Source organism: Mesobacillus selenatarsenatis SF-1, assembly GCF_000813125.1.
Classification (GTDB): domain Bacteria; phylum Bacillota; class Bacilli; order Bacillales; family Cytobacillaceae; genus Mesobacillus; species Mesobacillus selenatarsenatis.
On sequence record NZ_BASE01000058.1, the window covers coordinates 1 to 23440 of the forward strand.

Below are 23440 nucleotides of genomic sequence, written 5' to 3' on the forward strand. Positions count from 1 at the left end.
GGAATCCTCCACCGAATTACGGGTAATGCAGAGCCGTTGCATTACCCCAAATGGACTTCATCACAGAATTACGGGTAATGCAGAGCCATTGCATTACCCCAAATTGGCTCCGCCATCGAATTCCGGGCAATGCAACATTTTTTACTGTCTTAATTCACGGCCTCCTCAGTAACAGACTCAAACGGCCAGGCTGGAAGCATTTTGGATAATGGCTTATCGACTCGATAACCTAAAACATACTCTCCCTGCATGACTGTGTGTATTTCTCGTGTTCCTTCATAAATGACAGGCGCTTTGGCGTTCCTTAAATATCGTTCAACCGGATAATCGTTAGAGAATCCGTACGCACCGTGGATTTGCACGGCATCATTTGCGGCTTCATAGGCATAGTCGCATGCCTGCCACTTGGCCAGGGAGGTTTCCCGGGTATTCCTCTTACCCTGGTTTTTAAGACAGCCGGCATGGTAAACGAGCAATCGTGATTGTACCAACCCTGCTTCCATCTTGGCGATCATTTGCTGGACGAGCTGGTGTCTGCCTATCTCTTTGCCAAAGGTGCTTCGTTCATGGCAGTATTTTACACTAGACTCAAGGCTTGCCATGATTGTTCCGCATGCACCGGCAGCTACCGTGAAGCGGCCATTATCCAGTGCAGACATCGCAATTTTAAATCCATCTCCCTCTTCCCCCAACAAATTTTCTTTAGGAACCTTTACATTATCAAAGAAAATTTCACCGGTATTTCCGGCCCTAATACCCAACTTTCCTTTTATCGCTTTAGAGGAGAAGCCTTCCCAGGTTCTTTCCACAATAAAGGCAGAGATGCCATGGTGTTTTTTGCTTTTGTCCGTATAAGCAAATACAATGAAGTGGTCCGCTACATCACATAATGATATCCATGTTTTTGATCCATTGAGCACATAGTGGTCTCCTGCATCAATTGCCTTTGTCTGCATCGCGGCCACATCGGAACCTGCATTTGGTTCAGTAAGCCCAAATGCTCCAACCTTCTGCCCTTTGGACTGAGGAACCAGGTACTTTTGCTTTTGTTCCTCATTTCCCCACTGAAGCAAGGTCATGCTGTTCAGTCCGGTGTGCACCGAGACCGCTGTCCTGAATGCTGTATCGCCGCGTTCTAGTTCCTCACATACAATCGCCAGGGAATTATAGTCCATCCCGCTTCCGCCATACTGTTCAGGGATGCAGACTCCCATTAATCCCAGGTGAGCAAGCCTTGTTAAAATACTGGTTTCAAAATGCTGGTTTTCATCCCATTCTTTTATATATGGCATGATTTCCTTGTCTACAAAGCTCCTGACCGTTTTTCTCAATAGTTCTTGTTCTTCTGTAAAATCAAAATTCATCATCGGTAACCACTCCTTTATGAGAATGTGCAAGCAAATTAGATTGAAGATCCCTTTTTACTGTAAAAAGAGGGTGAACCGCGTCCGGATTCCCCTCTTAATTCATATTATTTTACGCCAAGTGGCACGACTTGCTGTCCGACAGCCTGAATCAGTTCTTTTGGCATCGGGAAGGATACGGCGGCAGGGTCCTTGGCAACGGCACCTGCAACCCGCTCCAGGTCTTCCTCAGTTAAATTGTATTCTGTAAAGTCCGATGGCAATCCGGTCTTATGCTGAAGCACCCTGATTTTTTCAACAACTTTTGCCAGGACAGACTCATGATCCTGATCAGTATCAAAGTCAACCCGCAATGCCGCGGCTAACTCTTTTACCTTCGGAAGATACAAACTTGGTACATATTCCATCACCACAGGGAGGAAAACGGCATTTGCTAGTCCATGAGGAATTCGGAACAATGCTCCATATGCATGGGCGAAGTTATGGACTGGAATGGCGTTCAAAGCAAAACTAAATGCCGTGATTCCCATAAGGCTCGCCTGCAGCATTTCCATTCTTGCGTCAAGATTGGAACCTTCTGCTACAGCAATCGGAAGATTTTTTTCGATCAGCCTGATTGCATGCAAAGCATGAGCATCAGTCAGTGCAGTAGAACTAGGTGATGCAAATGCCTCGATCGCATGGGTCAGTGCATCAAAGCCTGTAAAAGCAGTGATTGCAGGCGGCAGACCTACCGTCAAGTCAGGATCCAGTACCGCAATGTCCGCACTGAGGAAAGGATTGATGATATTGCCCTTCATTTGGATATCTTCATTGTAGATGACCGCGATCGGCGAGACCTCAGATCCTGTTCCCGCAGTTGTCGGAATGGCGATGTGCGGAATCGGGATATGGGTTGCTTTAGGGAATTGCTCGAATACAAAGCCGCCAGGAATCGCTTCCTTAATATCGGTTAACCCTTTATGCAGGGCATACTTTACTCCTTTAACTGTGTCAAGCACGCTGCCGCCTCCGACAGCAAGCAATCCGTCAGCCCCCACTTCCCTTGCATAACGAAGTGCTTCATTCACCGATGTGCTTTCGGCATCCTGGGCAATGTCGACATAAATCCCGGCAAGTTCAGGGCCGGTTCCTTTACTGGTCAGCTCGAAAATTTGGGCGACCTTGTCTACTACGCCGGCTTTTTCCAGACCTCTGTCGCTAAAAAGAACAACTCTTTTAGACCCTAAGCCCTTGAACAAATCAGGTACCATTGCACGGGAATTTGATCCACTGTAAATTGCCGAACGAAGGGAGAACTGTGATAATGTTGTACTTTGCATCTTTTTCACCTCATTAAAATTTTTATTTTCTTATTCAGCACTGTCGGAAAGCAGCAAGCCATACCATGTTCGCTTATGAGCTTCCGGTACCATTGAAGTGTGCACATGCTTGACTTGAGTGTAGGAATCGAGTGAATGCTTGCCCATTTCGCGGCCGATTCCGCTCTGCTTGTATCCACCAAATGGGGCATCATTGCGAAGCATATGCCAGTCATTGATCCAGACCACACCAGCCTGTAACTTGCGGGCAACTTCATATGCTTTATTCACGTCCCTGGTCCATACGCCGGCAGCAAGACCGTAAATGGAGTCATTCGCCATTCTGATGGCTTCGTCAACATCTGTATAACGAATTACAGACAAAACGGGACCGAAAATTTCTTCACGGGCAATTTTCATGTCATTCGTTACATTCGTGAAAATCGTTGGTTCAATGAAATGTCCATTTTCGCAGCCATCAACCTTAACTTCTTTTCCACCGCAAACAAGGGTGGCTCCTTCTGATTTTCCTGTTTCGATATAGGATAAAATCGTCTCTATTTGCTTTTTTGAAATGACCGGGCCAGCATCCGTAGCAGGATCAAGTGGGTTGCCTAGCTTGATTTTCGCAGCCAGCTTTACTAGATTCTCAACAATCACATCGTGCAAATGATCTGGAACAAAAAGTCTCGTCCCTGATTCACAAAGCTGTCCTGAGTGCAGGAACACCCCAAATAAGCTTCCTGGCAGGGCGATGCTTAAGTCAGCATCTTCGAGGATGATGTTAGGTGATTTGCCGCCAAGCTCAAGTGTCGTGTTCTTCACTGTCCCTGCAGCAAGCTGCATCACCTTCCGGCCCACTTCAGTCGACCCTGTAAAAGCAACCTTATCAACTTTTGGATGACAGGCCAGCTTTTCCCCAACTTCAGCACCTGGTCCAGTCACGACATTGATGACTCCAGGCGGCACGACCTGTGAAATGATTTCAGCCAGCTTCAAAGTCGATAAAGGAGTGTAGCTTGCTGGCTTGACGACAACTGTATTTCCCATCGCCAGTGCAGGAGCGATTTTCCATGTCGCGATCACCATTGGCAGGTTCCAAGGAGTAATTGCTGCGCAAACTCCGATAGGTTCACGCCAGATAAAATTATGTGCCGGTCCCGGAAAAGGCGGGCTTGGCAGCGTTTCAGAAAACTCATATTCTTCAACGAACTTAGCCAATGTCTGGAATAAATCGACCATTTGAAGAATATCGTTTGCGCCAATTCTTCTCACCGTACCGCCGGAACTGACCGCTTCAAGATAAGCCAATTCTTCCGCATGGGCAGCTATTTGATAGGAGATAGCATAAAGCACCTTCGATCTGTCCTTTGGCTTCATATCCTTCCAGTCAGTTTCATCAAATGTTTTACGTGCTGCATTAACGGCCCTGTCAACATCAGCTCCATTTCCTTTTGCCACGCGTGCCACCAGTTCTCCAGTCGCCGGATTAAAGACATCAAACGTTTCCTGGCTGCTCGCTGCCTCCCATTTTCCATTGATAAATAGCGGGAACGTTTTTACATCGACATTTACAGTCATTTTGCTTCCTCCTTCACTTATAAAAAATTGTTGGTTATATCCCTTATTAATGGTCGTTTTCAAAAGTTGTCCTTTTCTTAGACTCCATTTCTCAAATCATAGTTATATCTACCTTGTTATTCGGCCTGAATTCATTATTTCGACCACTTTCCCGACTTTTTCGACCACATTTGTGAATTATTCGACCACATTTGTAATTAATTCGACCACATATTCGATTAATTCGACCACATTCTCAAATAATTCGACCAGGCTGCTTATTCTGGCCTGTTTAACAGTACTTACAGAACTCCCATCTCTGTTTCTGTGACTCTATAAATCTCTTCAATGCGCTTGCCTCTTGCCCGGGACAGAATGTCCATCCGGACAGAAAGCTGTTTCATCGTAAAATTCATCGTATCTTCAATCTGGTTGCCGAAAGTACTTACATCTTTGCCCTTGAAGCCCTCCTGGTTCAGCCGGATGGCAAGCGGGGTAAGTTCCTGCATTTTGCCTTCGACATACTCGTACAAATGTGGATGCTCACAAATCAGTCTTTGCAGCAGGAAGGTACCATAACCAATATGCCTTGATTCGTCTCTTTTCAAATTGCCGATCCCCTTGAGGAGTCCTGGCATTAAACCAAGTGTTTCAAGATTTTGATAGAATGAGTAATAGCCAGTTTCTGCAAGGACCCCCTCAACGAACATATTGTAGACAGTTGCTGCTTCGGCGATCGCTTCTGGTGATTGGTCTGTCAGCAGACGGTCCATTGTAGTTGGCAGGATTTCATAAAAAATTGTTTTATAAGTAGTTGTATGGTGTCCTGATAGATCACCTGTTTCACCGAGCGCATTCAAGACAAGACGGAAGAACTCTGTATGCTTGGCCTCTTCGAACAAGAAGGTGGTTAAAAACATCTCTTCCTCGAGCCTGCCTTCTTTAGCGATGGCCATGATCAGCGGCAGCAAATCAAGGGTTACGGCTTCCTCCCCTGCCTGGAATTGTGAAATCAAACGCAAAATATCATTCTGTTGTTCAGCATTCAGTTGCTTCCAGTCTTTTTGGTCCTGGGTAAAATCCATATCAGCCGGGTTCCAGATGCCGAACTTCTTCGCTTTTTGATAGAGACGGAACGGGAATGAATCTATCTGTAGTCCTCGCTTGCTGGTTGTTAAAATTGTTCTTTGTTCCACTTGCGCTCCTCCTTGGTAAATGGCTTATTTTGTGATGATATTTGCAGCTGTTTCTCTTAAACGAGTTTTCAGGATCTTGCCCACACCGTTCCGTGGCAAAGCTTCCATAAAAACAATGCGCTTCGGTGTTTTGTTTTTGGCAAGATTGTCCTGGCAGTAAAGAATTAGTTCCTCTTCAGTCGCAGTGGCTCCCGCTTTTTTCACGACACATGCAACGATTTCTTCACCCATCGCTTCATCAGGTACTCCAACGACAGCTGCTTCTGAGACAGACTCATGGGCGTTCAGCAGCTCTTCAATATCACGGGGATACACATTAAAACCACCCCTGATCACCAAATCCTTTTTCCTGTCGACAATGTAGAGATAGCCTTGGTTGTCAACTCTGGCCATATCACCGGTGAATAGCCAGCCTTCCTTGATGACACGGTTTGTTTCTTTCTGGTTATGGTAGTAGCCGGGAGTAACATTGTCACCAGAAACAATAAGTTCTCCCACTACACCTGCGAGAACTTCTTTGCCCTGATGATCAACGATTTTTATCTTAATTCCTGGAATCGGGATTCCGACTGAACCTGGTTTTATTTCGATTTTCTTATTGTGTGCGGTAACGATAGGGGCTGCCTCTGATAAACCATAACCTTCAAAAACTTTCGCACCGAACTTATGCCGAAAACCATTGAGTAACGCAATTGGCAATGGTGCCGACCCTGAGCCAATCCACTCTAGCGAGGACGTATCATAACGGTCAGCATGTGGGCTGCCAACCATGGCGTGGATCATCGCAGGCACTGCAGAGAATGCTTTTACTTTATAAGTCTCAATAGCTTTGAAAATTTCTTCTGGGTCAAACCTGGCGAATACAACAACTGAACTTCCGGTTATATAGCATGTATTCGATATGGTAAGCCCGTATACATGTGCTAGTGGCAGGACGCCAATTGTTACGCTTCTTTCGGTTTCATTATGGGCAGCGGAGTTAGCAGCATTGGTGTAGAGGTTTTTGTGGGTCAATAGAACGCCTTTCGGATTTCCAGTCGTTCCTGAGGTGTATAAAAGCACGGCGGGTTCGTTTTCATCAGAATCATCCTCGGTGTCAGCTGACTCCAAAGACATTAAATCATATAGGTTCAACACATTATCACTGCCAGGAAGATCTGTAACGACCAGCACTGGTTTGACTTCCAGGCCTTCAATCGCCTTTTTCATATTTTCTGCTGTATAGGAAGAGGAAAGGACAACTTTGGCTTCGCAATTTCTGATGATGTACTGAATTTCTTTCGGATGCAGGGTGAACATGATTGGTACAATGACTGCACCGCTTCTGGTGATGCCTTGATAGGAGAAAATCACTTCAGGGTTATTTGGCATACAGACGACAACCCTGTCGCCTTTTCCGACTCCAAGCTTATGGAGACCATTCGCAATCTGGTCAGCATAATTCCTAGTTTCTATATTTGTATACTGCTGACCGTTATAATAGATAAATGGGTATTCACCGTATTTACTGATATTATTTTCAAGCAGCTCTTTCAGCTTCATGTAATCCTCTCCTGTTAAAAGTTTAAGAAGCTTGGGCAACTATCAGATCAGCTTGTAATATGTGATTGAGTTCCGTTCCCCTTTCATCACCTCATTTCGGGCCTCCATCAAATCAAGATGGCCCTGTATTTGTGAGAGCCCAAGGAAAACGATTCCACCCTTCAAGTGCGGGTAGACCTCCTGACAAATCTCGTAAACATTTTTATCACGTTCTTTTAGAACCTGCCGTATTTGCTGGCAGCGTGCATCCTGCTGAGCTAATCTTTTATCAATGAGTTCTATGTGCTGTTTAAAGGGTTTTCCGTGTCCTGAATAACATTTTCCAAGCTGTCTGCCTTTTGAGCGGATCAAAGATTCCCTGTATTGGATCAATGGAGCGGGACGATGACTCTTCCCTGGCACAGGTGGTTCGATAAAGGCGTTGACGGCCAGCTCAGGTATTATATGGTCACCAACAAATGTGATTCCCTGCTCCTCATCAATCAGAAGGATATCTGTCTGGCTGTGGCCCGGAACATGCAACACACTATAGGGTCTTCCACCTATGTATACTTCATCACCTTCGCTGACATAATGGACGTCACGCCAGATTTCTTCCTTGTATTTCCGTGCATGCTGATGGATGGAAGGGTCAGCACCACACTGTTTAATGAAATCAGTAAAAAAATGGTCAATCCTATTAAACTCTGCTTCTCCTCCTGTAATCGCTGGCCTGGCAAGCTCATGTACAAATACTGGAAGGGGTGCTTCTTGTTGGATCAGGCTGACTCCACCACAATGGTCCGTATGCATATGGGTCACAATGATATGATCAAAGTCTTTAAAACTGAGATTATTTTCATTTAGAAGAGATTTCAGCTGGTAAAAGGATTTCTCGCCTGGATTGCCTGTATCTATAAGTGTTGCTGTTTCACCCAATACGGCATAAACGACAACGATCCCTTCAGAAAAAGGCGAATCCAGCGTAAGAGGTATAATTTTTTGGATAGGTCATCGCCCCTTTCTAATAGAATCTGAATGAGCTCCGATAACTGTTTCTAGGAAACTACCTTTGCCGGAGCCCCATTAAATAGACCAACAGCATTTTCGCCGAGCATCTTATCAATTTGCGTTTCAGTCACTCCACTTTCTCTGAGCTGTGGAAGGATATTATTGAAAATATGTCCTGGCTGCCAGTTCTCCATGATCTTTACTGCCTGCTCTGGCATAACCGGAGGGCGGCCGAGCCAGATATTCACGGTATCATGTGCCAGTAAAATTTGATCTTCGTACCCTTCATTAAGTAAAGCCAATAAAGTCTGTACCCGTTCCTGGTCGAAAGGAGCTCCAACCATTCCCTGGATGCCGAAACGATCCAAGCCGATCCTGACTCCCTGGTCCATTACCTGTTTATGATATTCAGGGTCGGTATTTCCGCACATATGGCCGATAATGATTTTTCCAGGATCTGCTCCATTCTCAATCAGTAACCTGACCTGCTCTGGGCCCATTGTTCCTTCCTGGGTGTGTGTGAGGATGACCGCCCCTGTTTCTTGTTGCACGCGTGCCCCGGCACGGAAAAACATCTTTTCATACTCCGTGATTTCATCCTTGCTTGAAGCGAGCTTAATCACTCCTGGCTTAATTGCAGAACCTGCGATACCATCGGTGAGTTCCTTCTTGAACATTTGATAGATTTCTTCTTCCGCTGTGCCCAGTGCCTGCCTGAACTTAAAATAAGGAGTTGCTCCTTCACCTTCGTAATAATAGCCCGTAGCACAAATAATCTGGAGGCCAGTAGCTTCCGAGATTTTATTTAAAAATTCCGGGTTTCTTCCACATTCATTTGGGGTCGGATCCACGACTGTCTTCACACCAAAGCTTTGCATATATCTGGAAATGTTGATTGCCTCTTCCAAAGCTGATTCTTCATTAAATCCACCCAGCGTCACATCCCCCTGGAAACCAGGATAGCCAAAGATAAAGTGCTCATGAATCAGCGTCTTGCCCAATTGCTCACTTTTTATGGGACCAGTTACCGTATTTATCGTTGTCATTTTAGTACACCCCTTATTAAGGTTTAAGAATCAGCTTTCCCTTTGTCTGGCGTGATTGCAAAAGGCGATGGACTTCTGCTGCCTGATCAAGCGAATATACGCCTCCAATAGTCAGTTTCAATTGCCCCTTCGATAAATAACCAAGCATCTCAGCCATACTAGATTGAATCAGCGCCGGCTTTCTCATGATTTGCGGCAGGAAAAAACCGATGACAGACTGGTTCCTGGCCATTAAGGATGATGGATAAAAGCGGCTCTGCTCTCCGCTGGCAACTCCATAGATCACCAGCCGCCCAAACGTGGCAAGGCATTTCAATGTTTTATTGAAAATCTCGCCTCCTGCCATTTCCAACGCGACATCGACCCCTTTACCGCCGGTCGCTTCAAGAACCTTTTCCTCCCATCCTTGTTCAGTATAATTAATAAGTACATCAGCTCCCATATCAGCGGCCAATGCGAGTTTATCATCTGTGCTAGCAGTTGCTATTACTTTGCCTGCACCTGATAGCTTGGCTAGTTGGACAGCCAGAGTTCCTACTCCTCCGGCCGCTGCATGGACAAGTACTGTTTCACCTTTTTCAAGCCTTCCCATCGTCTTCAGGATGTGATAAGCACTCAGGCCCTGTAGTGGCAATGCGACTGCCTGCTCAAAATCCATCTTCTCCTGTAAAGGAATCAGCCCGCGGCTGTCAGCAAGGGCGAACTCCGCGTAACCCCCTGATTCAATCAAGGTAACGATACGGTCACCTTTTTGGACAGTCGTTACTGATTCTCCTGTCTCAACCACTACTCCCGCAATTTCTGCTCCAGGGATAAACGGCAGATTAGTTGGAACAACGTACTGACCTTCTCTTCTTGCTGTGTCCGCATAATTGACTCCAATCGCATGGATTTCAATTAATACTTGATGACCTTTAGGAACTGGGCGTTCTAGTTCTACCACTTGGAGAACCTCTGGACCTCCATATTCTTTCAGTTGAATTGCTTTCATGGTTTTCCTCCTTAGTTGCCTATAAAGTTTGGCTTTCTTTTTTCCTTGAAGGCTGCAATGCCTTCTTGATGGTCTTCAGTTGATACCATCATTGTCTGTGTGATTCGTTCCTGCTCAAGAATCTCTTCCAGTGTTGCTGTCATTGAATGGTCGACTAGCTTCTTGATCATCCCGTATGTTCTGGTCGGGCCATTTGCCAGCTGACCGGCAAGCTTCAGTGTTTCTTCCTGTAACTTTTCCACAGGTACAAGATAATTGATGACCCCCAGCTGGTATAAACGCTCCGCCGGTATGGGTTCTGCAGTGAACAAGAATTGTTTTGCCAGATGGGGTCCAACTAGTCTTGGGACAAAATAGGAACCCCCGCCGTCAGAGACGAGGCCAACCTGCGAAAAGCTTAACGCGAATTTACTGTCATTGGCTGCGATAATTAGGTCACAAGCTAAGGCTAGGTTAAAACCTGCACCAGCAGCAAAACCATGAACTGCTGCAATGATTGGCTTCTCTGTAGCTTTCAGGGCAAGAATACACTCATTCAGCCTGCCGATGTGGTCATAGACGCCTGCCGCGTTTGCCTGGCCCATCGTTTTTACATCGCCGCCTGCACTGAACGATCGGCCGGCACCTGATAAAACGATTACCTTTACCTCGGGGTCGTTCTGTGCCTCTTTCAATGCCTCCGTCAGTGTAAGAATCATTTCCGGACTGAAGGCATTCAAGCTTTCAGGTCTGTTTAAGGTTAAGGACAGTACTGTTTCATTTTTATTAATAACTAAATGGTCACTCGTACTAACATTCGTCAAAGCGATCACCCTTTCTCGGATTTGATAGAATTATAAACTTATTTAATCAACCATCCGCCATCAACGAGAATGTCAGAACCTGTCATGTAGGAAGCTTCCCTTGATGCGACAAAAGCAATCACATTCGCAATTTCATCAGGATTGCCAGCTCGCCTTAGAGCTGTATTTCTTCTGATTGCTTTAACAAATTGTTCATTCTTCATCCCCTCCTCAGTCAGGGGAGTTTCCACAAAACCAGGTGATACTGAATTGACCCTGATTCCGTAAGGAGACAATTCTAATGCCATTGCTTTTGTAAAATTGATGACACCAGCTTTAGCAGCACTATAATGGGGGATATGGGCCCCTGCCTGGTGTCCGGATAAGCTGGCTACATTCACAATCGAACGGTTTTGAGACAGATCTCCTTCCTTCTCTGCACTATTTGCCATGAGCTTTCCAAGCGTTTTCGAGACAAGGAAAACACTTTTTAAGTTCGTATTTTGTACAAAGTCCCAATCGCTTGCTGAGGTGTCCATGATCTTTGAGTGGGCCGAACCGCCTGCATTATTGACAAGGACATGTAATTCGCCAAATTGCTCCTCAATATATTGGGCTAACTCCCTGACATCTTCTTCATCTGTTACGTCAGCTGGAAAGATTTCTGCTCTAGGAACCTTAAGGTATTCATTAATTTCCTTAGCCGCGCTCTCAAGCTTGGATTTCGTCCGTCCGACCATTATCACTTTTGCTCCTTCACTGGCAAACCGGGCGGCTGCCGCTTTCCCAATTCCGCTCCCCGCTCCTGTAACAAGAACGACTGATTCTGCAAATCTCATTTCTAGCACCTCCTATATATAAACGGAATATTCAGTTTTTTAAGCGGGCAATAAATAGCTTTTCAGGCCTTCTTTAAGCAATTCTGGCAAAGACTCACTCTTTTGATTTGTAAAATCATAATACACAATGATTGCGTTTCCCTTTGCAATCAACTGCTGTGTTTGCGAGCAAACAATATCATGCTCCAGCTGAAAGCTTTTTGAGCCAATTCTTGATACATAAGTTTTTACCGTTAATAACTGATCAAAATAACCCTGGCTAACGAAATCACATTTAGTGGAAGCTAAAATAAATTTCCAGTCATTCAATTCCATGCTGTAGCCTAAAGACTCGAAAAAACGAATCCTTGCCTCCTCCAGATAAACAAAATAACTGGTATTGTTAATATGTCCAAGTGCGTCCGTCTCGCCGAATCGAGCCTGAACCTGGATTTCCTGCATTATATCTCTCCTTTACTCTCTACTGTATAAACATTAAAGTAAAACATTCTTCGTACTAACCGGTTGGTATGTAAATGGTATAGAAAGAGGCTTGGCTCTCACAAGCCCCTCCCTACATTTATTCTTCAATTGACTTCGATTCCCTTTAGGATCATTTCGACAAAAATCTCCGCCACTTCCCGATCTGATATCTTCCCCTGAGGATTGAACCACTGGTAGCTCCAGTTGGCAGCACCCAGTATACCAAAGGTAACAATAACAGGATTCAAATCCTTCCGAAATTCGCCGCTATCGATTCCTTCACGAATCAGTCTTTCAACGTTCATCCTGAATTGATCTCGCTTTGCGACAATCTGGGCAAGCCTGTCATCACTTAAGTGACGCATTTCCCTGAAAAATATTTTTGCTGATGCTCCTTTGGATTTAATGCTGCTGATCAGCATATAAACGATATCGAACAATTTTTGCTTGCTTGTTTTTTTTTCCAAGAGTATTTCTTCCTGACGGCCAAGTAATTCGTCGATATATCTAAGATGTATATCCATCAGTAATTCTTCTTTGCTGGAGAAGTAATAATAAAATGAACCTTTCGTTACCCCGAGTGAGTCAACAATATCCTGGATGGATGTCTCACTGAAGCCTTTTTTCTCAAATAATTTTATGCTGTGTGCGGTAATTTTCTCTTTCACTTTGCTGTCCTCGCAATCATACTAGTCTGCACAGAAATTATACCATATTTTACCCCCTGTCCCATTAAGCAGAAAGTATTTATTTACTTTTCACTTCTTCTCTTAATGCTCTGCGCAAAATCTTGCCCACACTCGTCTTCGGCAGCTGTTCACGGAACTCCACGACGTTCGGAACCTTGTATGCCGCCATATTTTGCCGGCAAAATTCCTTGATTTGAGCTTCATCCGCTTCCTTACCTGCTTTTAGCACGATCACTGCTTTGACTGCCTCACCTCGATATTCATCCGGGATGCCAATCACCACGGCCTCCTGGACAGCTGGGTGTTCATACAATACTTCCTCGGTATCACGTGGATAAATATTGTAGCCGCTCGCAATGATCATGTCTTTTTTCCTGTCGACTATATAGAGATATCCTTCGTCATCTACCTTAGCGATATCTCCCGTAAAGAGCCATCCATCCCTCAATGTGTTTGCTGTCTCCTCTGGCATATTCCAGTAGCCCTTCATAACCTGCGGCCCTTTGATGATTACTTCACCCAGTTCTCCAGCTGGTACTTCTTCTGTTCCTGTTGCCAGGTCGACAACTTTGTATTCTGTTGATGGCATGCCGATACCGACACTGCCAGGCTTTCTCTCCGCAAAACTTGGATTGCAATGTGTAGTTGGCGATGCCTCCGAAAGGCCATAGCCTTCAAGGATCTTTGAACCAGTTTTTCTCTCAAATTCTTTTAGCAGCTCGACTGGCATAGGGGCACTGCCGCTGTTGCAAATTTCTATGCTGCCGATTCCATATTCCTCTGCTTTCGGGTGATTCGTGATAGCGACGTACATCGTTGGCACACCTGGGAACATGGTCGGCTGCTCATTTTTTATCGTATTCAGGACCTCTTCCAGATCAAAGCGCGGCAACAAAATAATCTCTGCCCCTGTATAGATTGATAGATTCATACATGCTGTCATCCCAAACACATGGAACAGGGGAATCACCGTCAACGAACGCTCTGCGCCAGGTGTGATGTCATTCTTGAAAAATTCATATGATTGCAGGACATTAGCTAGCAAATTCTGATGGGTCAGCATCGCTCCCTTGGATCTTCCTGTCGTTCCGCCGGTGTACTGCAGCACAGCGACATTCTCTGTGGGGTCAACATCCACTACGGAAGTCCTGCCGCTGCTTTCTGATATGAACACTTCAAATTTTGTATCTGGCCCAAAAGCATGCTCAGAAGGCTGGAGACTTACAACAATGATATTTCTTAGTTTGGTAGAAGCCTGAACACTCTTTACCTTGGCATAGAGCGCATCAAACACGACAATCGTTTCCGCTCCTGAGTCATTGAGGATATATTCAAGCTCACGTTCAACGGACATGGGGTTAACCTGGGTGACAATCCCTCCTGCGGTCAATATACCAAAATACGAAATAACATATTGAGGGCAGTTCGGAAGCATGATGGCAACCCTGTCTCCAGCCTCGACTGCTCTGTTTTGAAGTGCTGAGGCAAAATGTGTCACAGTCTGGGACAATTGTTCATAAGTAACTTTCCTGCCATAGAAGGATAAAGCATTGTTATGAGGATACTTCTCTGCTGATTCTCGAAGCATTTGCGGCAAAGATTTTTCAGGAATAGTGATAGTGGATGCAATGGAGTCAGGATACTTGGAAAGCCAGACATTTTTCTCGCTCATTTAATTTCCCCCATTCAAAATATAACTTAATTGTATATGGCTAAAATGTCAGTCCACCGCCGTCGACTGACAAAGTGGCACCAGTAATAAAGGAAGCTTCATCGGAGGCTAAGAACAGGACCGCATTTGCGACCTCTTCAGGTGTTCCGATTCTGCCTAAGGCATTGGCCCTCGAAATAATTGGCCATTTTCGATCATCATTTTTCCACCCGTCGATAATTTGCGTGTCGATAACACCCGGGGCAATTGCATTTACACGGATATGATCTCTGCCGTATTCTAACGCGGCATTTTTGGTCAGCAGGATGACGCCGGCCTTGGATGCGTTATATGCTGCCAAATATTTTTGTCCCTTAATCCCCAGTAAACTAGAGGTGTTAATGATCGCTCCACCTCCAGCTTTTTTCATTTCTGGTACAGCATATTTAATGCCGAGGAATACCCCTTTAAGGTTAATGTCTATAATCCTGTCCCAATCTTCTTCCTCGAGATCGACACTCTTAACATCTGGATTTCCTATACCTGCGTTATTAAAGAGAATATCAAGCTTCCCGTATGCTTCAACAGTTGTTGAAATGAGTTCTTTCACCTGTTTGGAATCGCTTACATTTGTCTCGTAAAAAAGAGCGCTTCCTCCCTGTTGTTCAATAAGCTGAACTGTCTCTCGCCCGCCATCACCATTCACATCGGCAATCACCAGCAGAGCTCCTTCCGCCGCAAATCGAAGTGCGGCTGCACGGCCTATCCCGCTGGCAGCGCCAGTAATGATTGCTGTCTTGTTTTCTAATCTCATTGTATTCCCCCTCAGGCTATCTACTAACCGGTCGGTATGTATTGTTAACTTTATTATAACGTTTATATTGAAATATTCAACTATTAGTCTAAATATTCTAAATATATAAGAAAAAGCCCTAAAGAAACTTAGGGCTTTAGCAGTTTAGAGCTTAATCTTAACTGCTTTTGTTGCTACAAAGCATTTAATATACTCATCAAGAGGCCTTCTGCCGCCAAAATCGTCTTCATATAATCCAGCGATGACAAGGCCGGCATCAATTTGACCCTGGATCTGATCCTCTAATGTATGGCCGAATTCAATCGTTTGATCAGAGTTCAAATACTCTTCCTTTTCTTTATCTGTCAGATTATCAAGAGACGACGTCGGAACCTTATGTTTCACCACCAGGTTTCCTTTCTTGTCCTCTTCATCATCGAAAATAAATAAGAGAGGATTTGTAAAGCCGGATATTAGCGTCCCTTTGTCTTTCAATACTCTTGATGCTTCCTTCCAAACTAGTGAGATGTCTTCGACGAATAAATTGGCCACTGGATGGATGATCAAGTCAAATTGCTCATCACTGAAGGCTGAAAGGTCTGTCATGCTGCATTGTAATGTACTTAAATTGAGTCCATCTCTTTTCGCAACAAACTCATCCTGTTCCAACTGTTTTTTTGAAATATCAACAACTGTAACATCAGCTCCTGCTGCAGCCAGAACAGGACCCTGCTGTCCGCCTCCAGAAGCAAGACAAAGAACTTTCAATCCTGCCAGTGATTGTGGAAACCAGCTTCTTGGGACCGGTTTTTCAGTTGTTACCGTAATTTCCCATTCTCCCGCTTTGCTTTTTTCAATAACTTCTCTTGAAACAGCCTTGGTATAAACTGCTTCACTTTCAACCTTCTTGTCCCATGCATGACTATTTTGTTTAACAGCATCCATTTGAATCACCCTAACTATCTTAATCTATAAATTATTAGCAGCATAATTTAAAATGTGTTCATACAGCTCGTGCCAATCGTGATAATATTCGCGTACCTGGTCTTGATCGACAAAAATTCTTTCAGAAGATTCATATCCTGCATCGAAATCATGTATTTCTTTAATGTCCATCCGGTAAAACACCTGGAACCCAATTTTGGGGTATGGACTATTATCAATCCATTGCGAGTTTTCACTATGATCGACAATGATTGAACCTAAAAGCCTGCAATCACCAGAAACATATGCCTCTTCCATTGTCTCTCTCTTAAAGCATTCCTCAGCTGATTCACCTGCCTCGATATGACCGCCAGTCATATCCCAACCGCGATGATTTAAGTTTACCAGAAGTACCTTATCTTCGTGAAAACAGAAACCATGGACACTGCTGATCAACTCCCTCGGTGGAAGCTGGTCATCTTCCTGCCAGGATAACTTAACTTTCGCATTGTTCCAGTTTACATATGTAGTAAGCATTCCTTAGCCTCCTTACTTACCATTCCTTCTTTCCAATTGTAACCAAAAAATGAAGTTGATGACAAGAAGTAAAAAAGCACTGGCAATTATGCCAATGCTTTTCTGTGTATGAGTAATACAAAATGCCTTGCTGTGTATGAGAAAGGTCAGCTCTTTTGCCTGATTCTTTCAACTACAGTGCCGATTTCATCCGGTTTTGCAAATTCTACTGGGGAAAAGCCTTTTTCGAAGGTAATGGTGTCGGCTTCGATCATGATTACATACTTTCCATTAACCTTTGCCAGATGGATGCTGTCACCGTAATCAGCCAGCAACCCTTTTACCGAAATGTGGTCAAGCTTCATTTTCAGCTCGAGTTCAGGGGTATGTTCGATAAGCTGTGCAGCGGCTTCAATGACCTGCTCGGGTTCGAAGCGTTCCTGGAGCTCGCGTTTGTCGCTGGCCGCCCAAATTTCCATTGCGTTCTCCAGCTGCTCCCGTTCTTCACTTTCTGGCTCAAATGTTTCTTCCATATGTCCGCGGACCATCTCAATGACCTGAGTCTTAACGATTTCCGGCATCGACTGACCATACTCTACATATTTAAGGAAGTCTTCAAAATAACGTGCATGTGAGGACTGGTTGATTTTAAGTTCATTATCCTGAATCATTCCCTCTTCTGGCATATAGGGATACTGTATTGATTTCATGTTCTTAGTCGTTATCGCCATTTCCACCTGCCGGATCAATGTCGATTCATCGGAAATAGAGGCAACCTTTGGTTCAAAATCACATTTCAGGATGAACACGAATGCATCATCAAAAAACTTGCGTAGCTTTGCTCTTGCTACGATGAAAGCCCCTCCTCTTACTGCGCTTGTATCTACGTAGGCAATGGCGAATTTTTCACTCTCTTGCTGGAAGTCTTCCTTAGACTCCGCAAAACGGACACGATGGAAGAGGTTGAAGTTTGGGTTGGAGGTTAAATCATGGCCCTCTTCAACGATGAAGTAGCCGAGCTTGGTGGGAACTTCATCTGTTTTTGGATGGCGATCTACCTTGCGCTTGACGATTTTAGCGAACTCACCATCAAGAAAATCCTTTAAATGACTAGATTCATATTCTTGCTCATTCAATGTCTGGAAATGCTTATACCTTTTATCAGCCTGCTCGCCCTTGCCTTCTACCTGTACAACATAAAATGATAAATATTGAACTTCAAATTCCATGATAAAACTCCCTGCTGACGTTTGTCTTTGTTCTTCCCTGTATAGAAGCAGACCTCAAAACAATTAGACCGGCACTTCTCGTTGTGGAGGCTGCTGAAAAATCGTTAAAATACAGCACCTATTTCAAGATGCTGTATTTCTCAGTTTAATTCATTAAATGAAATTCTGTTTTACTTCCGGTTTGGGTGGATATGACCTCGAGCCTTGCGTCGATCCGTTCCTTTAGCTCTGGTACATGGGAAATGATTCCTACAAGTCGGCCGCTGCTCTGGATATCGATTAATGCTTCTATGGCCTGGTCTAGGGACTCTGGATCAAGGGTTCCGAAGCCTTCATCGATGAACATTGTCTCTAATGAAACTCCACCTGCGTAATTCTGGACAACATCGGCCAATCCCAGGGCAAGTGATAACGCCGCCTTGAAGCTTTCTCCGCCAGACAATGTCTTTACATGGCGCTCCTGTCCGGTATATGCATCCAGAACCAATAGCTCCAATCCACTCTGTACATTGCCTTTTGAACGATCAGTCTTTCGTAATAATCGGTATCGTCCGCTCGTCATCTTGTTGAGTCTTACATTAGCCTCTGCAAGAATATCATCAAGGAAAGCTGCCAGGACAAAGCGCTCGAACGTAATCCTGTATGTGTTCTGGCCTTTTGAAATCTCGAATAAATGGCCGACTAACTTGTATTTTTCCTCAAGCAACTTCATCTGCTCATTCAAAGAGTCTACCTGCTCCAGAATAGATTGATTATCGCGTTTTTTTAGATTTAAATCCTGGTATGCTTCGTCTGTTTCTTTAATTATTTTATTTAATTGTGCGAATTCTGATTGAAGTGTTTCCATATCTGGCTTCCTGACATCTTTTAGCATATCAGACAGCTCTGCGAAACGATCCGTTACTGATCTGACCTCTTCCCGATAATTCAAGATGTCGGCATCAAGCTGTTGAATAGCCTGTTCTGATATTTTCGCCTGGTGATAGGCCTGATAGTTTTCAAAGCCCTGGGATGTCATATTGTTTTTGAATGTTTCGCGCTCGGCTGTCAATTGCGAATCTATTTCCTTCAATCTCTTTTCGGCCTCTTCACTCCGTGCTTTTTCGGTTCCCAGAAGTTCTTTCGCTTCCTGATAATTTTTGCGGGCCTGCTCCAGTTCTTCATCAAGCTGCTTCTGTAAGAGTCGTGCTGATTTCAATTTCGATTCGAATACTTGCAGTGAGCGCAGTTGTTCAGGTATTTTCCCTGTTATTCTCTCCAGGGTGGTTTTCTTTTCTGTATACTGGATCATCAGGCTTTGATAGCTTCCGTCGATAGCTTTCAGCTGCTTATTCAGCTTTTCTCTATCGTCTTCAAACCTTTTGATTTCAGATTTGATTTTATCCAATGCTTTTATTTTTACCGAATACTGTTTCTGCTCATTTTGGAGCTTTTCAATATCACTTTCAGTCAGGAGTACGGCATCAGCTAACTGGCCGACATCTAAGTCAGGCCGGAATTTGACGACCTCAGCCATCATTTCTTCTCCTGTTTCAATCATAGACCTTAATGTCGTATCTGTTTCAATATAAGACTTTTCAGCAGCGCTCTTCTCTTTTTCAACACCAGTGATCTGCTCCCGTGCAGCTTTCAGATCTTCTTCGGTCGGGATAAAACCTTCTGTTGCTTTCGCGGGTTCAGGATGATCCTCTGATCCGCAAACTGGGCAAGCGCCACCTTCATGCAGAGATGCAGCCAAAACAGCAGCCTGTGAATGCAGCCATTTTTGCTCAAGAGCTTCTACTGCGGCTTTGGCATCATTCAGTCTGGAAACAGCTTGGTTAAACTGACCTTTGCGGGTTTCAAAACTCGACCGAACCTGTTTGACTTTCTGATTGTGGTTGCCGAGCCTTTTCAGCTTGTCCAATTCAAGCAGCAGCTTTTCCAATTTCCGGTCATTCTCCAGATAAGTAATCTGCGCCTTTTCGGCATCTTCCTTTTCTGTAAGCAAGACTTTAAGCCGCTCTTCAGTTGACTTAAGCTTGGCTTCATTGTTCTCCCGGTTCTGTACCGATGATTCCAGTGCTTGTTTTAGCTCTGCAAACTGTGCAGCTATGCTGGCGAATGCATGGACATCTTCGTTCATATTTTCAAGGCTGTTAACCTGTTCAGCAGCTGCTTTTCGCTCAGGTTCCCGATCAATTTGTTTCTGGTGTTCTTTTTCGGCTGCTGTGAGTCTTGCTGTTAATTGTTCAATTCGCTTCGTGATCACACTTACCTGGTTTGTTATACTGTCCAGGTCGGCCTTAAGTCGGTGGCAAAGCTGTTCCTGTGCATTCAGAAGGGCTGCTTTTTTTGCAAGCAAAGTTTGTTTTTCTTTTTCTTCAAAAAGATCCTTTTGGGCTTCAAGCTTTTCCTTTGTGATCTTCAAGGTTTCTAGTGTTTGGATTTGTTTTAAGGTTGCTTCCGCTTCGAACAAACGCTGCTGCATTTTATCACGGTCCAGCTGAAGCTTTTCACGGTCTTTATTCAACTTTTCAAGTTTTGTTTCCATTGCGCCAATTTCTACTTTCAAAAGCGGGAGGATCAGGACATCATTTGTACTGCCGGCTTCAACATAACCCTTCAATTCTTCATTTTCGACAGCCTTGATGCTGCGAAGGGCTGAATTCCTTTTATCAACCTGGTCCTCAACCGATTTTTTCAGGACAGTTGCTTCTTCTCTAAGTTTTTCTTCTACTCTTTTATAGATTTCCGTATGGAAAAGTCTTTGCAGTATGACTTCCTTTTCTTTACTGTCCGACGTTAGAAGCTTACGGAATTCTCCCTGGGGAATCATCAGAATCTGTCGGAATTGATTGCTGTCGATGATCATGATTTCCTTGATCTTTTCATCCACTTCGCGAACATTTGAAGCAAGCAGCTGCAGTTCTCCGTTTTCGTCAATTAAAAATAATTCTGCTTTTGCACCGACAGTTGTCGTGCCTTCGCCAGACTTCTTTTTTCTTTCCTGCTGCGGTGATCTGGTAATCTGATAAGTCTTTTGACGCAATGAAAATTCAAGCGTAACTTCAGTCAACAACTCATCATCCGCAAACTGGCTTCGCAAGTCGGAACCATTCCGGTCCTCACCGCTTGCCTTGCCGTAAATCGCATAACTGATACCATCAAAAATGGTTGTCTTTCCGGAACCAGTTTTACCGGAAATGACAAACATCGTCCGGTTTTCAAGCTGCCTGAAATCAATCGTTTCCGCACCGGCATATGGCCCGAAAGCTTGCATCGTCAGTTTCAGAGGTTTCATTTTTGTCCCTCCTCCTTCAATACTTTGCCTATCACATCTGTCATTACACCTCGTTTATCTTCAGTAAATTCGCTTGTTGTCATTTCCTTGTAAAACTGCTCGAAAAGATTTAGCTCGGACTTTTTTTCTTCCCTGATCGAGTTGAAGTGCTGCTTATCCTTTTGATCAATGGATTCAATTTTACGATCAAGATGAAGGACATTTGGGAAGACCTGACGCAGCTTGCCCATTGGGTCGATTATGGCTCCATCGTCAAGCAAAGTTACTTTTAAATAATCATTTATATTTTCTTTTTCATAAAAGGCAGGATCCAGAAGCTGTTCCAGATGGCCTTCCAATTCACGCATATCCTGCTTCGGTTTCAGGGTCCTGTAACGCATTTCAAAACTGCCGTTTTCGTTCATTTCAACGATTGTAATCGATTTGCGCTGTTTAGCCTCTGAAAAAGAGTATTTTAATAGGGAGCCTGAGTATTTTATTTTGTCATGTTTGATTGCGTCTGGGCTATGGAGATGGCCGAGTGCAGTGAATGCAAATGGGTCAAACAGGTCCTGGGTGACACAGCCTGATCCACCGACCGATAATGAACGCTCTGAATCGCTTGAGTCGCCACCGAGAACGAAAGCATGTCCAACAAAAACATTTGCTTCGTCAGGATTCAGGTTTTTTTCAATTTTGCCGATCACGGCCTTCATCGCGTCCTGATGGGAGTGGATTGAAGAATCGTCAAGCATATGGCGGACGACACCAGGTTCAGCATAAGGAATCAGGTAAAAATTGACCCCATTTATATGCACTGGCCTAAAGTCGTTCGTCATTTTTCCGGTAAGGTAAAAATGATTATGGCGGTACCATGAGCTGCCAAATGATAGACGTTCTGCACTGTCGTGGTTCCCTGCAATCGCTACAACAGGCGTGTTCAGTTCCACGTTGATTTTGAATAGCACTTCGTCAAGAAGCTCTACTGCATCAGTTGGCGGTACGGACCTGTCGTATAGATCCCCTGCAATTACAACAGCATCAGGTTGTTCTTCTGCGACAAGCTCAATAAATTGATTCAATACCTCTCTCTGGTCTTCGGTCATGTACATTCCGTGGACAAGCTTTCCGAGATGCCAGTCACCTGTATGAATAAATTTCATGCAAATCCCCCCTGTTTCTTATGAAGTTATCTATTTAAATAATTTTTAAAAGCCAATTTGACAATGCTACTATTATAACAAACTCAAAAATTTAGTGGGCACTCAAAAAAAGGAAAGATTTATAGAACATTTGTTCTAATTCTATCAACATTCTCTTTAAAATCTACCTGAAATTTCCACAAGTTTAGTCTGTAGGGATAACTTTTAGTGATTTGAAATTTGACTTTTCAGTTCATGTTTTTCACAATAGAGGTAACGACTAATCAAAAAAGCAGGGATTAAAATGGATACAAAAACAGAGGCGTTATACAAGTTTCTTGTCGACAATGCCACTAATTTTACCGATGACTGGCTAAAACGCCAGCGGGTTATTAAGGGATCAGATTACTCTGCTGACGCTCCGCCAGAAGTAATGGGCAGAGTAAAGGAACAGAATTCAAATTATGTTCGTCTTGTGGCTAAATCGCTTTTCCAGACTGAGGAAGAGATGAAGGAAACGATTTCTGCCTGGACGAGCCAGACTGCAGCAGACCGGATTAAATCTAAAACTGACCTGACAGAAGTCGCTTGGAATTCAGGAGTTTTCCGCCGGGTATATTGGGAATACGTTCAAAAGTTCGTAAAACAGGCGGAAATGGAGATAACTCTGGACGACGTTTTTTCATGGGAAGCAAAAATTAATTATACTCTTGATTATGTCTTTGAAAGTTTTATAGTTGTTTTTATGGAAATCCTTATGAATCGATTAGCCTCTCAAGCAACTCTAATTAAAGAATTGAGCGCACCAGTCATTAGCTTGACAAAGGAAGTCGGTCTTCTGCCATTGATTGGTGAAATCGATACAACGAGAGCAAAAGGCTTGATGGAATCAACTCTTACACAAAGTATCGATGCCAGAATCAATACTTTGATAGTGGATCTTTCAGGAGTGGTGATGGTTGATACGATGGTTGCCCATCAAATCTTCAAGCTTATGGATGCTTTAAAGCTGCTTGGCGTTCAAACCATCGTAACAGGAATCCGGCCAGAGGTTGCACAAACAGCTGTCCAGCTGGGAATTGATTTTTCAGATATTATGACAGAAGGTAATTTGCAGAATGTAATCAAAAAATTCATCCAAAGTTAAAAGCCTGCTACCCA

General features: G+C 44.0%; 20 protein-coding genes. 1 reads left to right on the plus strand and 19 read right to left on the minus strand.

Features of this window, described 5'->3' with window-relative positions; all coding sequences use genetic code 11:
- Nucleotides 1-149 precede the first annotated feature (149 nt).
- The 19 genes from TY49_RS12220 to TY49_RS12310 all read right to left on the minus strand — a co-directional run bounded on the left by TY49_RS12220 (nucleotide 150) and on the right by TY49_RS12310 (nucleotide 22300).
- Nucleotides 150-1364, minus strand: a complete 1215-nt coding sequence (locus TY49_RS12220; protein ID WP_041966273.1) for an acyl-CoA dehydrogenase family protein — start codon at nucleotides 1362-1364, stop codon at nucleotides 150-152.
- A 107-nt stretch (nucleotides 1365-1471) separates the two neighbouring features.
- Nucleotides 1472-2686 (minus strand): iron-containing alcohol dehydrogenase, encoded by a 1215-nt coding sequence (locus TY49_RS12225; protein WP_041966195.1) that lies wholly within the window; start codon nucleotides 2684-2686, stop codon nucleotides 1472-1474.
- A 30-nt stretch (nucleotides 2687-2716) separates the two neighbouring features.
- Entirely contained in the window at nucleotides 2717-4246 is a 1530-nt protein-coding gene (locus TY49_RS12230; RefSeq protein WP_041966196.1) for an aldehyde dehydrogenase family protein, read from the minus strand.
- A gap of 281 nt (nucleotides 4247-4527) precedes the next feature.
- Nucleotides 4528-5421 carry a R2-like ligand-binding oxidase gene (locus TY49_RS12235; protein ID WP_041966197.1) on the minus strand — a complete coding sequence of 298 codons (894 nt, stop codon included), beginning with the start codon at nucleotides 5419-5421 and terminating at the stop codon, nucleotides 4528-4530.
- A gap of 24 nt (nucleotides 5422-5445) precedes the next feature.
- The gene (locus tag TY49_RS12240) at nucleotides 5446-6963 is read right to left on the minus strand and encodes a class I adenylate-forming enzyme family protein (protein ID WP_041966198.1); all 1518 of its coding nucleotides are present in this window, start codon (nucleotides 6961-6963) and stop codon (nucleotides 5446-5448) included.
- 42 nt (nucleotides 6964-7005) lie between these two features.
- A complete protein-coding gene (locus tag TY49_RS12245) occupies nucleotides 7006-7950 on the minus strand; it encodes an MBL fold metallo-hydrolase (RefSeq protein WP_041966199.1) in 945 nt (314 codons plus the stop codon).
- Nucleotides 7951-8000: 50 nt separating this feature from the next.
- A complete protein-coding gene (locus TY49_RS12250) occupies nucleotides 8001-8999 on the minus strand; it encodes a phosphotriesterase family protein (protein ID WP_041966200.1) in 999 nt (332 codons plus the stop codon).
- A 16-nt stretch (nucleotides 9000-9015) separates the two neighbouring features.
- Nucleotides 9016-9990, minus strand: coding sequence for a quinone oxidoreductase family protein (locus tag TY49_RS12255; RefSeq protein WP_041966201.1), 975 nt, complete (start codon nucleotides 9988-9990; stop codon nucleotides 9016-9018).
- 11 nt (nucleotides 9991-10001) lie between these two features.
- Nucleotides 10002-10793: an enoyl-CoA hydratase/isomerase family protein gene (locus tag TY49_RS12260; RefSeq protein WP_041966202.1), complete on the minus strand. Its 792-nt coding sequence runs from the start codon at nucleotides 10791-10793 to the stop codon at nucleotides 10002-10004.
- A 38-nt stretch (nucleotides 10794-10831) separates the two neighbouring features.
- Complete coding sequence (locus TY49_RS12265; protein WP_041966203.1) at nucleotides 10832-11611, minus strand: SDR family NAD(P)-dependent oxidoreductase; 780 nt, start codon at nucleotides 11609-11611, stop codon at nucleotides 10832-10834.
- Between the two features lie 39 nt (nucleotides 11612-11650).
- A complete protein-coding gene (locus TY49_RS12270; RefSeq protein ID WP_041966204.1) occupies nucleotides 11651-12052 on the minus strand; it encodes an acyl-CoA thioesterase in 402 nt (133 codons plus the stop codon).
- A gap of 125 nt (nucleotides 12053-12177) precedes the next feature.
- Nucleotides 12178-12741, minus strand: coding sequence for a TetR/AcrR family transcriptional regulator (locus tag TY49_RS12275; RefSeq protein WP_041966205.1), 564 nt, complete (start codon nucleotides 12739-12741; stop codon nucleotides 12178-12180).
- A gap of 79 nt (nucleotides 12742-12820) precedes the next feature.
- Nucleotides 12821-14434 (minus strand): long-chain-fatty-acid--CoA ligase, encoded by a 1614-nt coding sequence (locus TY49_RS12280; protein ID WP_041966206.1) that lies wholly within the window; start codon nucleotides 14432-14434, stop codon nucleotides 12821-12823.
- 40 nt (nucleotides 14435-14474) lie between these two features.
- The gene (locus tag TY49_RS12285) at nucleotides 14475-15227 is read right to left on the minus strand and encodes an SDR family NAD(P)-dependent oxidoreductase (RefSeq protein ID WP_041966207.1); all 753 of its coding nucleotides are present in this window, start codon (nucleotides 15225-15227) and stop codon (nucleotides 14475-14477) included.
- A 144-nt stretch (nucleotides 15228-15371) separates the two neighbouring features.
- Entirely contained in the window at nucleotides 15372-16151 is a 780-nt protein-coding gene (locus TY49_RS12290) for a class I SAM-dependent methyltransferase (RefSeq protein WP_041966208.1), read from the minus strand.
- Between the two features lie 24 nt (nucleotides 16152-16175).
- On the minus strand, nucleotides 16176-16667 hold the full coding sequence (locus tag TY49_RS12295; protein WP_041966209.1) for an NUDIX hydrolase: 492 nt from the start codon (nucleotides 16665-16667) through the stop codon (nucleotides 16176-16178).
- A gap of 146 nt (nucleotides 16668-16813) precedes the next feature.
- Nucleotides 16814-17875, minus strand: a complete 1062-nt coding sequence (locus TY49_RS12300; RefSeq protein ID WP_041966210.1) for a DUF3900 domain-containing protein — start codon at nucleotides 17873-17875, stop codon at nucleotides 16814-16816.
- 145 nt (nucleotides 17876-18020) lie between these two features.
- Nucleotides 18021-21158: an AAA family ATPase gene (locus TY49_RS12305; RefSeq protein WP_041966211.1), complete on the minus strand. Its 3138-nt coding sequence runs from the start codon at nucleotides 21156-21158 to the stop codon at nucleotides 18021-18023.
- Complete coding sequence (locus TY49_RS12310) at nucleotides 21155-22300, minus strand: exonuclease SbcCD subunit D (RefSeq protein WP_041966212.1); 1146 nt, start codon at nucleotides 22298-22300, stop codon at nucleotides 21155-21157. The genes TY49_RS12305 and TY49_RS12310 overlap by 4 nt, the downstream gene beginning before the upstream one ends.
- A 283-nt stretch (nucleotides 22301-22583) precedes the next feature.
- On the opposite strand from TY49_RS12310, the gene TY49_RS12315 reads away from it, so the two are divergent.
- On the plus strand, nucleotides 22584-23426 hold the full coding sequence (locus TY49_RS12315; RefSeq protein WP_041966213.1) for an STAS domain-containing protein: 843 nt from the start codon (nucleotides 22584-22586) through the stop codon (nucleotides 23424-23426).
- Nucleotides 23427-23440 lie beyond the last annotated feature (14 nt).

Excerpts from the sequence above, each read along its gene's own strand:
- TY49_RS12220 (WP_041966273.1), bottom strand. The coding sequence starts at position 1,364 with ATGAATTTTGATTTTACAGAAGAACAAGAACTATTGAGAAAAACGGTC.
- TY49_RS12225 (WP_041966195.1), bottom strand. The coding sequence starts at position 2,686 with ATGCAAAGTACAACATTATCACAGTTCTCCCTTCGTTCGGCAATTTAC.
- TY49_RS12230 (WP_041966196.1), bottom strand. The coding sequence starts at position 4,246 with ATGACTGTAAATGTCGATGTAAAAACGTTCCCGCTATTTATCAATGGA.
- TY49_RS12240 (WP_041966198.1), bottom strand. The coding sequence starts at position 6,963 with ATGAAGCTGAAAGAGCTGCTTGAAAATAATATCAGTAAATACGGTGAA.
- TY49_RS12250 (WP_041966200.1), bottom strand. The coding sequence starts at position 8,999 with ATGACAACGATAAATACGGTAACTGGTCCCATAAAAAGTGAGCAATTG.
- TY49_RS12255 (WP_041966201.1), bottom strand. The coding sequence starts at position 9,990 with ATGAAAGCAATTCAACTGAAAGAATATGGAGGTCCAGAGGTTCTCCAA.
- TY49_RS12265 (WP_041966203.1), bottom strand. The coding sequence starts at position 11,611 with ATGAGATTTGCAGAATCAGTCGTTCTTGTTACAGGAGCGGGGAGCGGA.
- TY49_RS12270 (WP_041966204.1), bottom strand. The coding sequence starts at position 12,052 with ATGCAGGAAATCCAGGTTCAGGCTCGATTCGGCGAGACGGACGCACTT.
- TY49_RS12280 (WP_041966206.1), bottom strand. The coding sequence starts at position 14,434 with ATGAGCGAGAAAAATGTCTGGCTTTCCAAGTATCCTGACTCCATTGCA.
- TY49_RS12285 (WP_041966207.1), bottom strand. The coding sequence starts at position 15,227 with ATGAGATTAGAAAACAAGACAGCAATCATTACTGGCGCTGCCAGCGGG.
- TY49_RS12290 (WP_041966208.1), bottom strand. The coding sequence starts at position 16,151 with ATGGATGCTGTTAAACAAAATAGTCATGCATGGGACAAGAAGGTTGAA.
- TY49_RS12295 (WP_041966209.1), bottom strand. The coding sequence starts at position 16,667 with ATGCTTACTACATATGTAAACTGGAACAATGCGAAAGTTAAGTTATCC.
- TY49_RS12300 (WP_041966210.1), bottom strand. The coding sequence starts at position 17,875 with ATGGAATTTGAAGTTCAATATTTATCATTTTATGTTGTACAGGTAGAA.
- TY49_RS12305 (WP_041966211.1), bottom strand. The coding sequence starts at position 21,158 with ATGAAACCTCTGAAACTGACGATGCAAGCTTTCGGGCCATATGCCGGT.
- TY49_RS12310 (WP_041966212.1), bottom strand. The coding sequence starts at position 22,300 with ATGAAATTTATTCATACAGGTGACTGGCATCTCGGAAAGCTTGTCCAC.
- TY49_RS12315 (WP_041966213.1), top strand. The coding sequence starts at position 22,584 with ATGGATACAAAAACAGAGGCGTTATACAAGTTTCTTGTCGACAATGCC.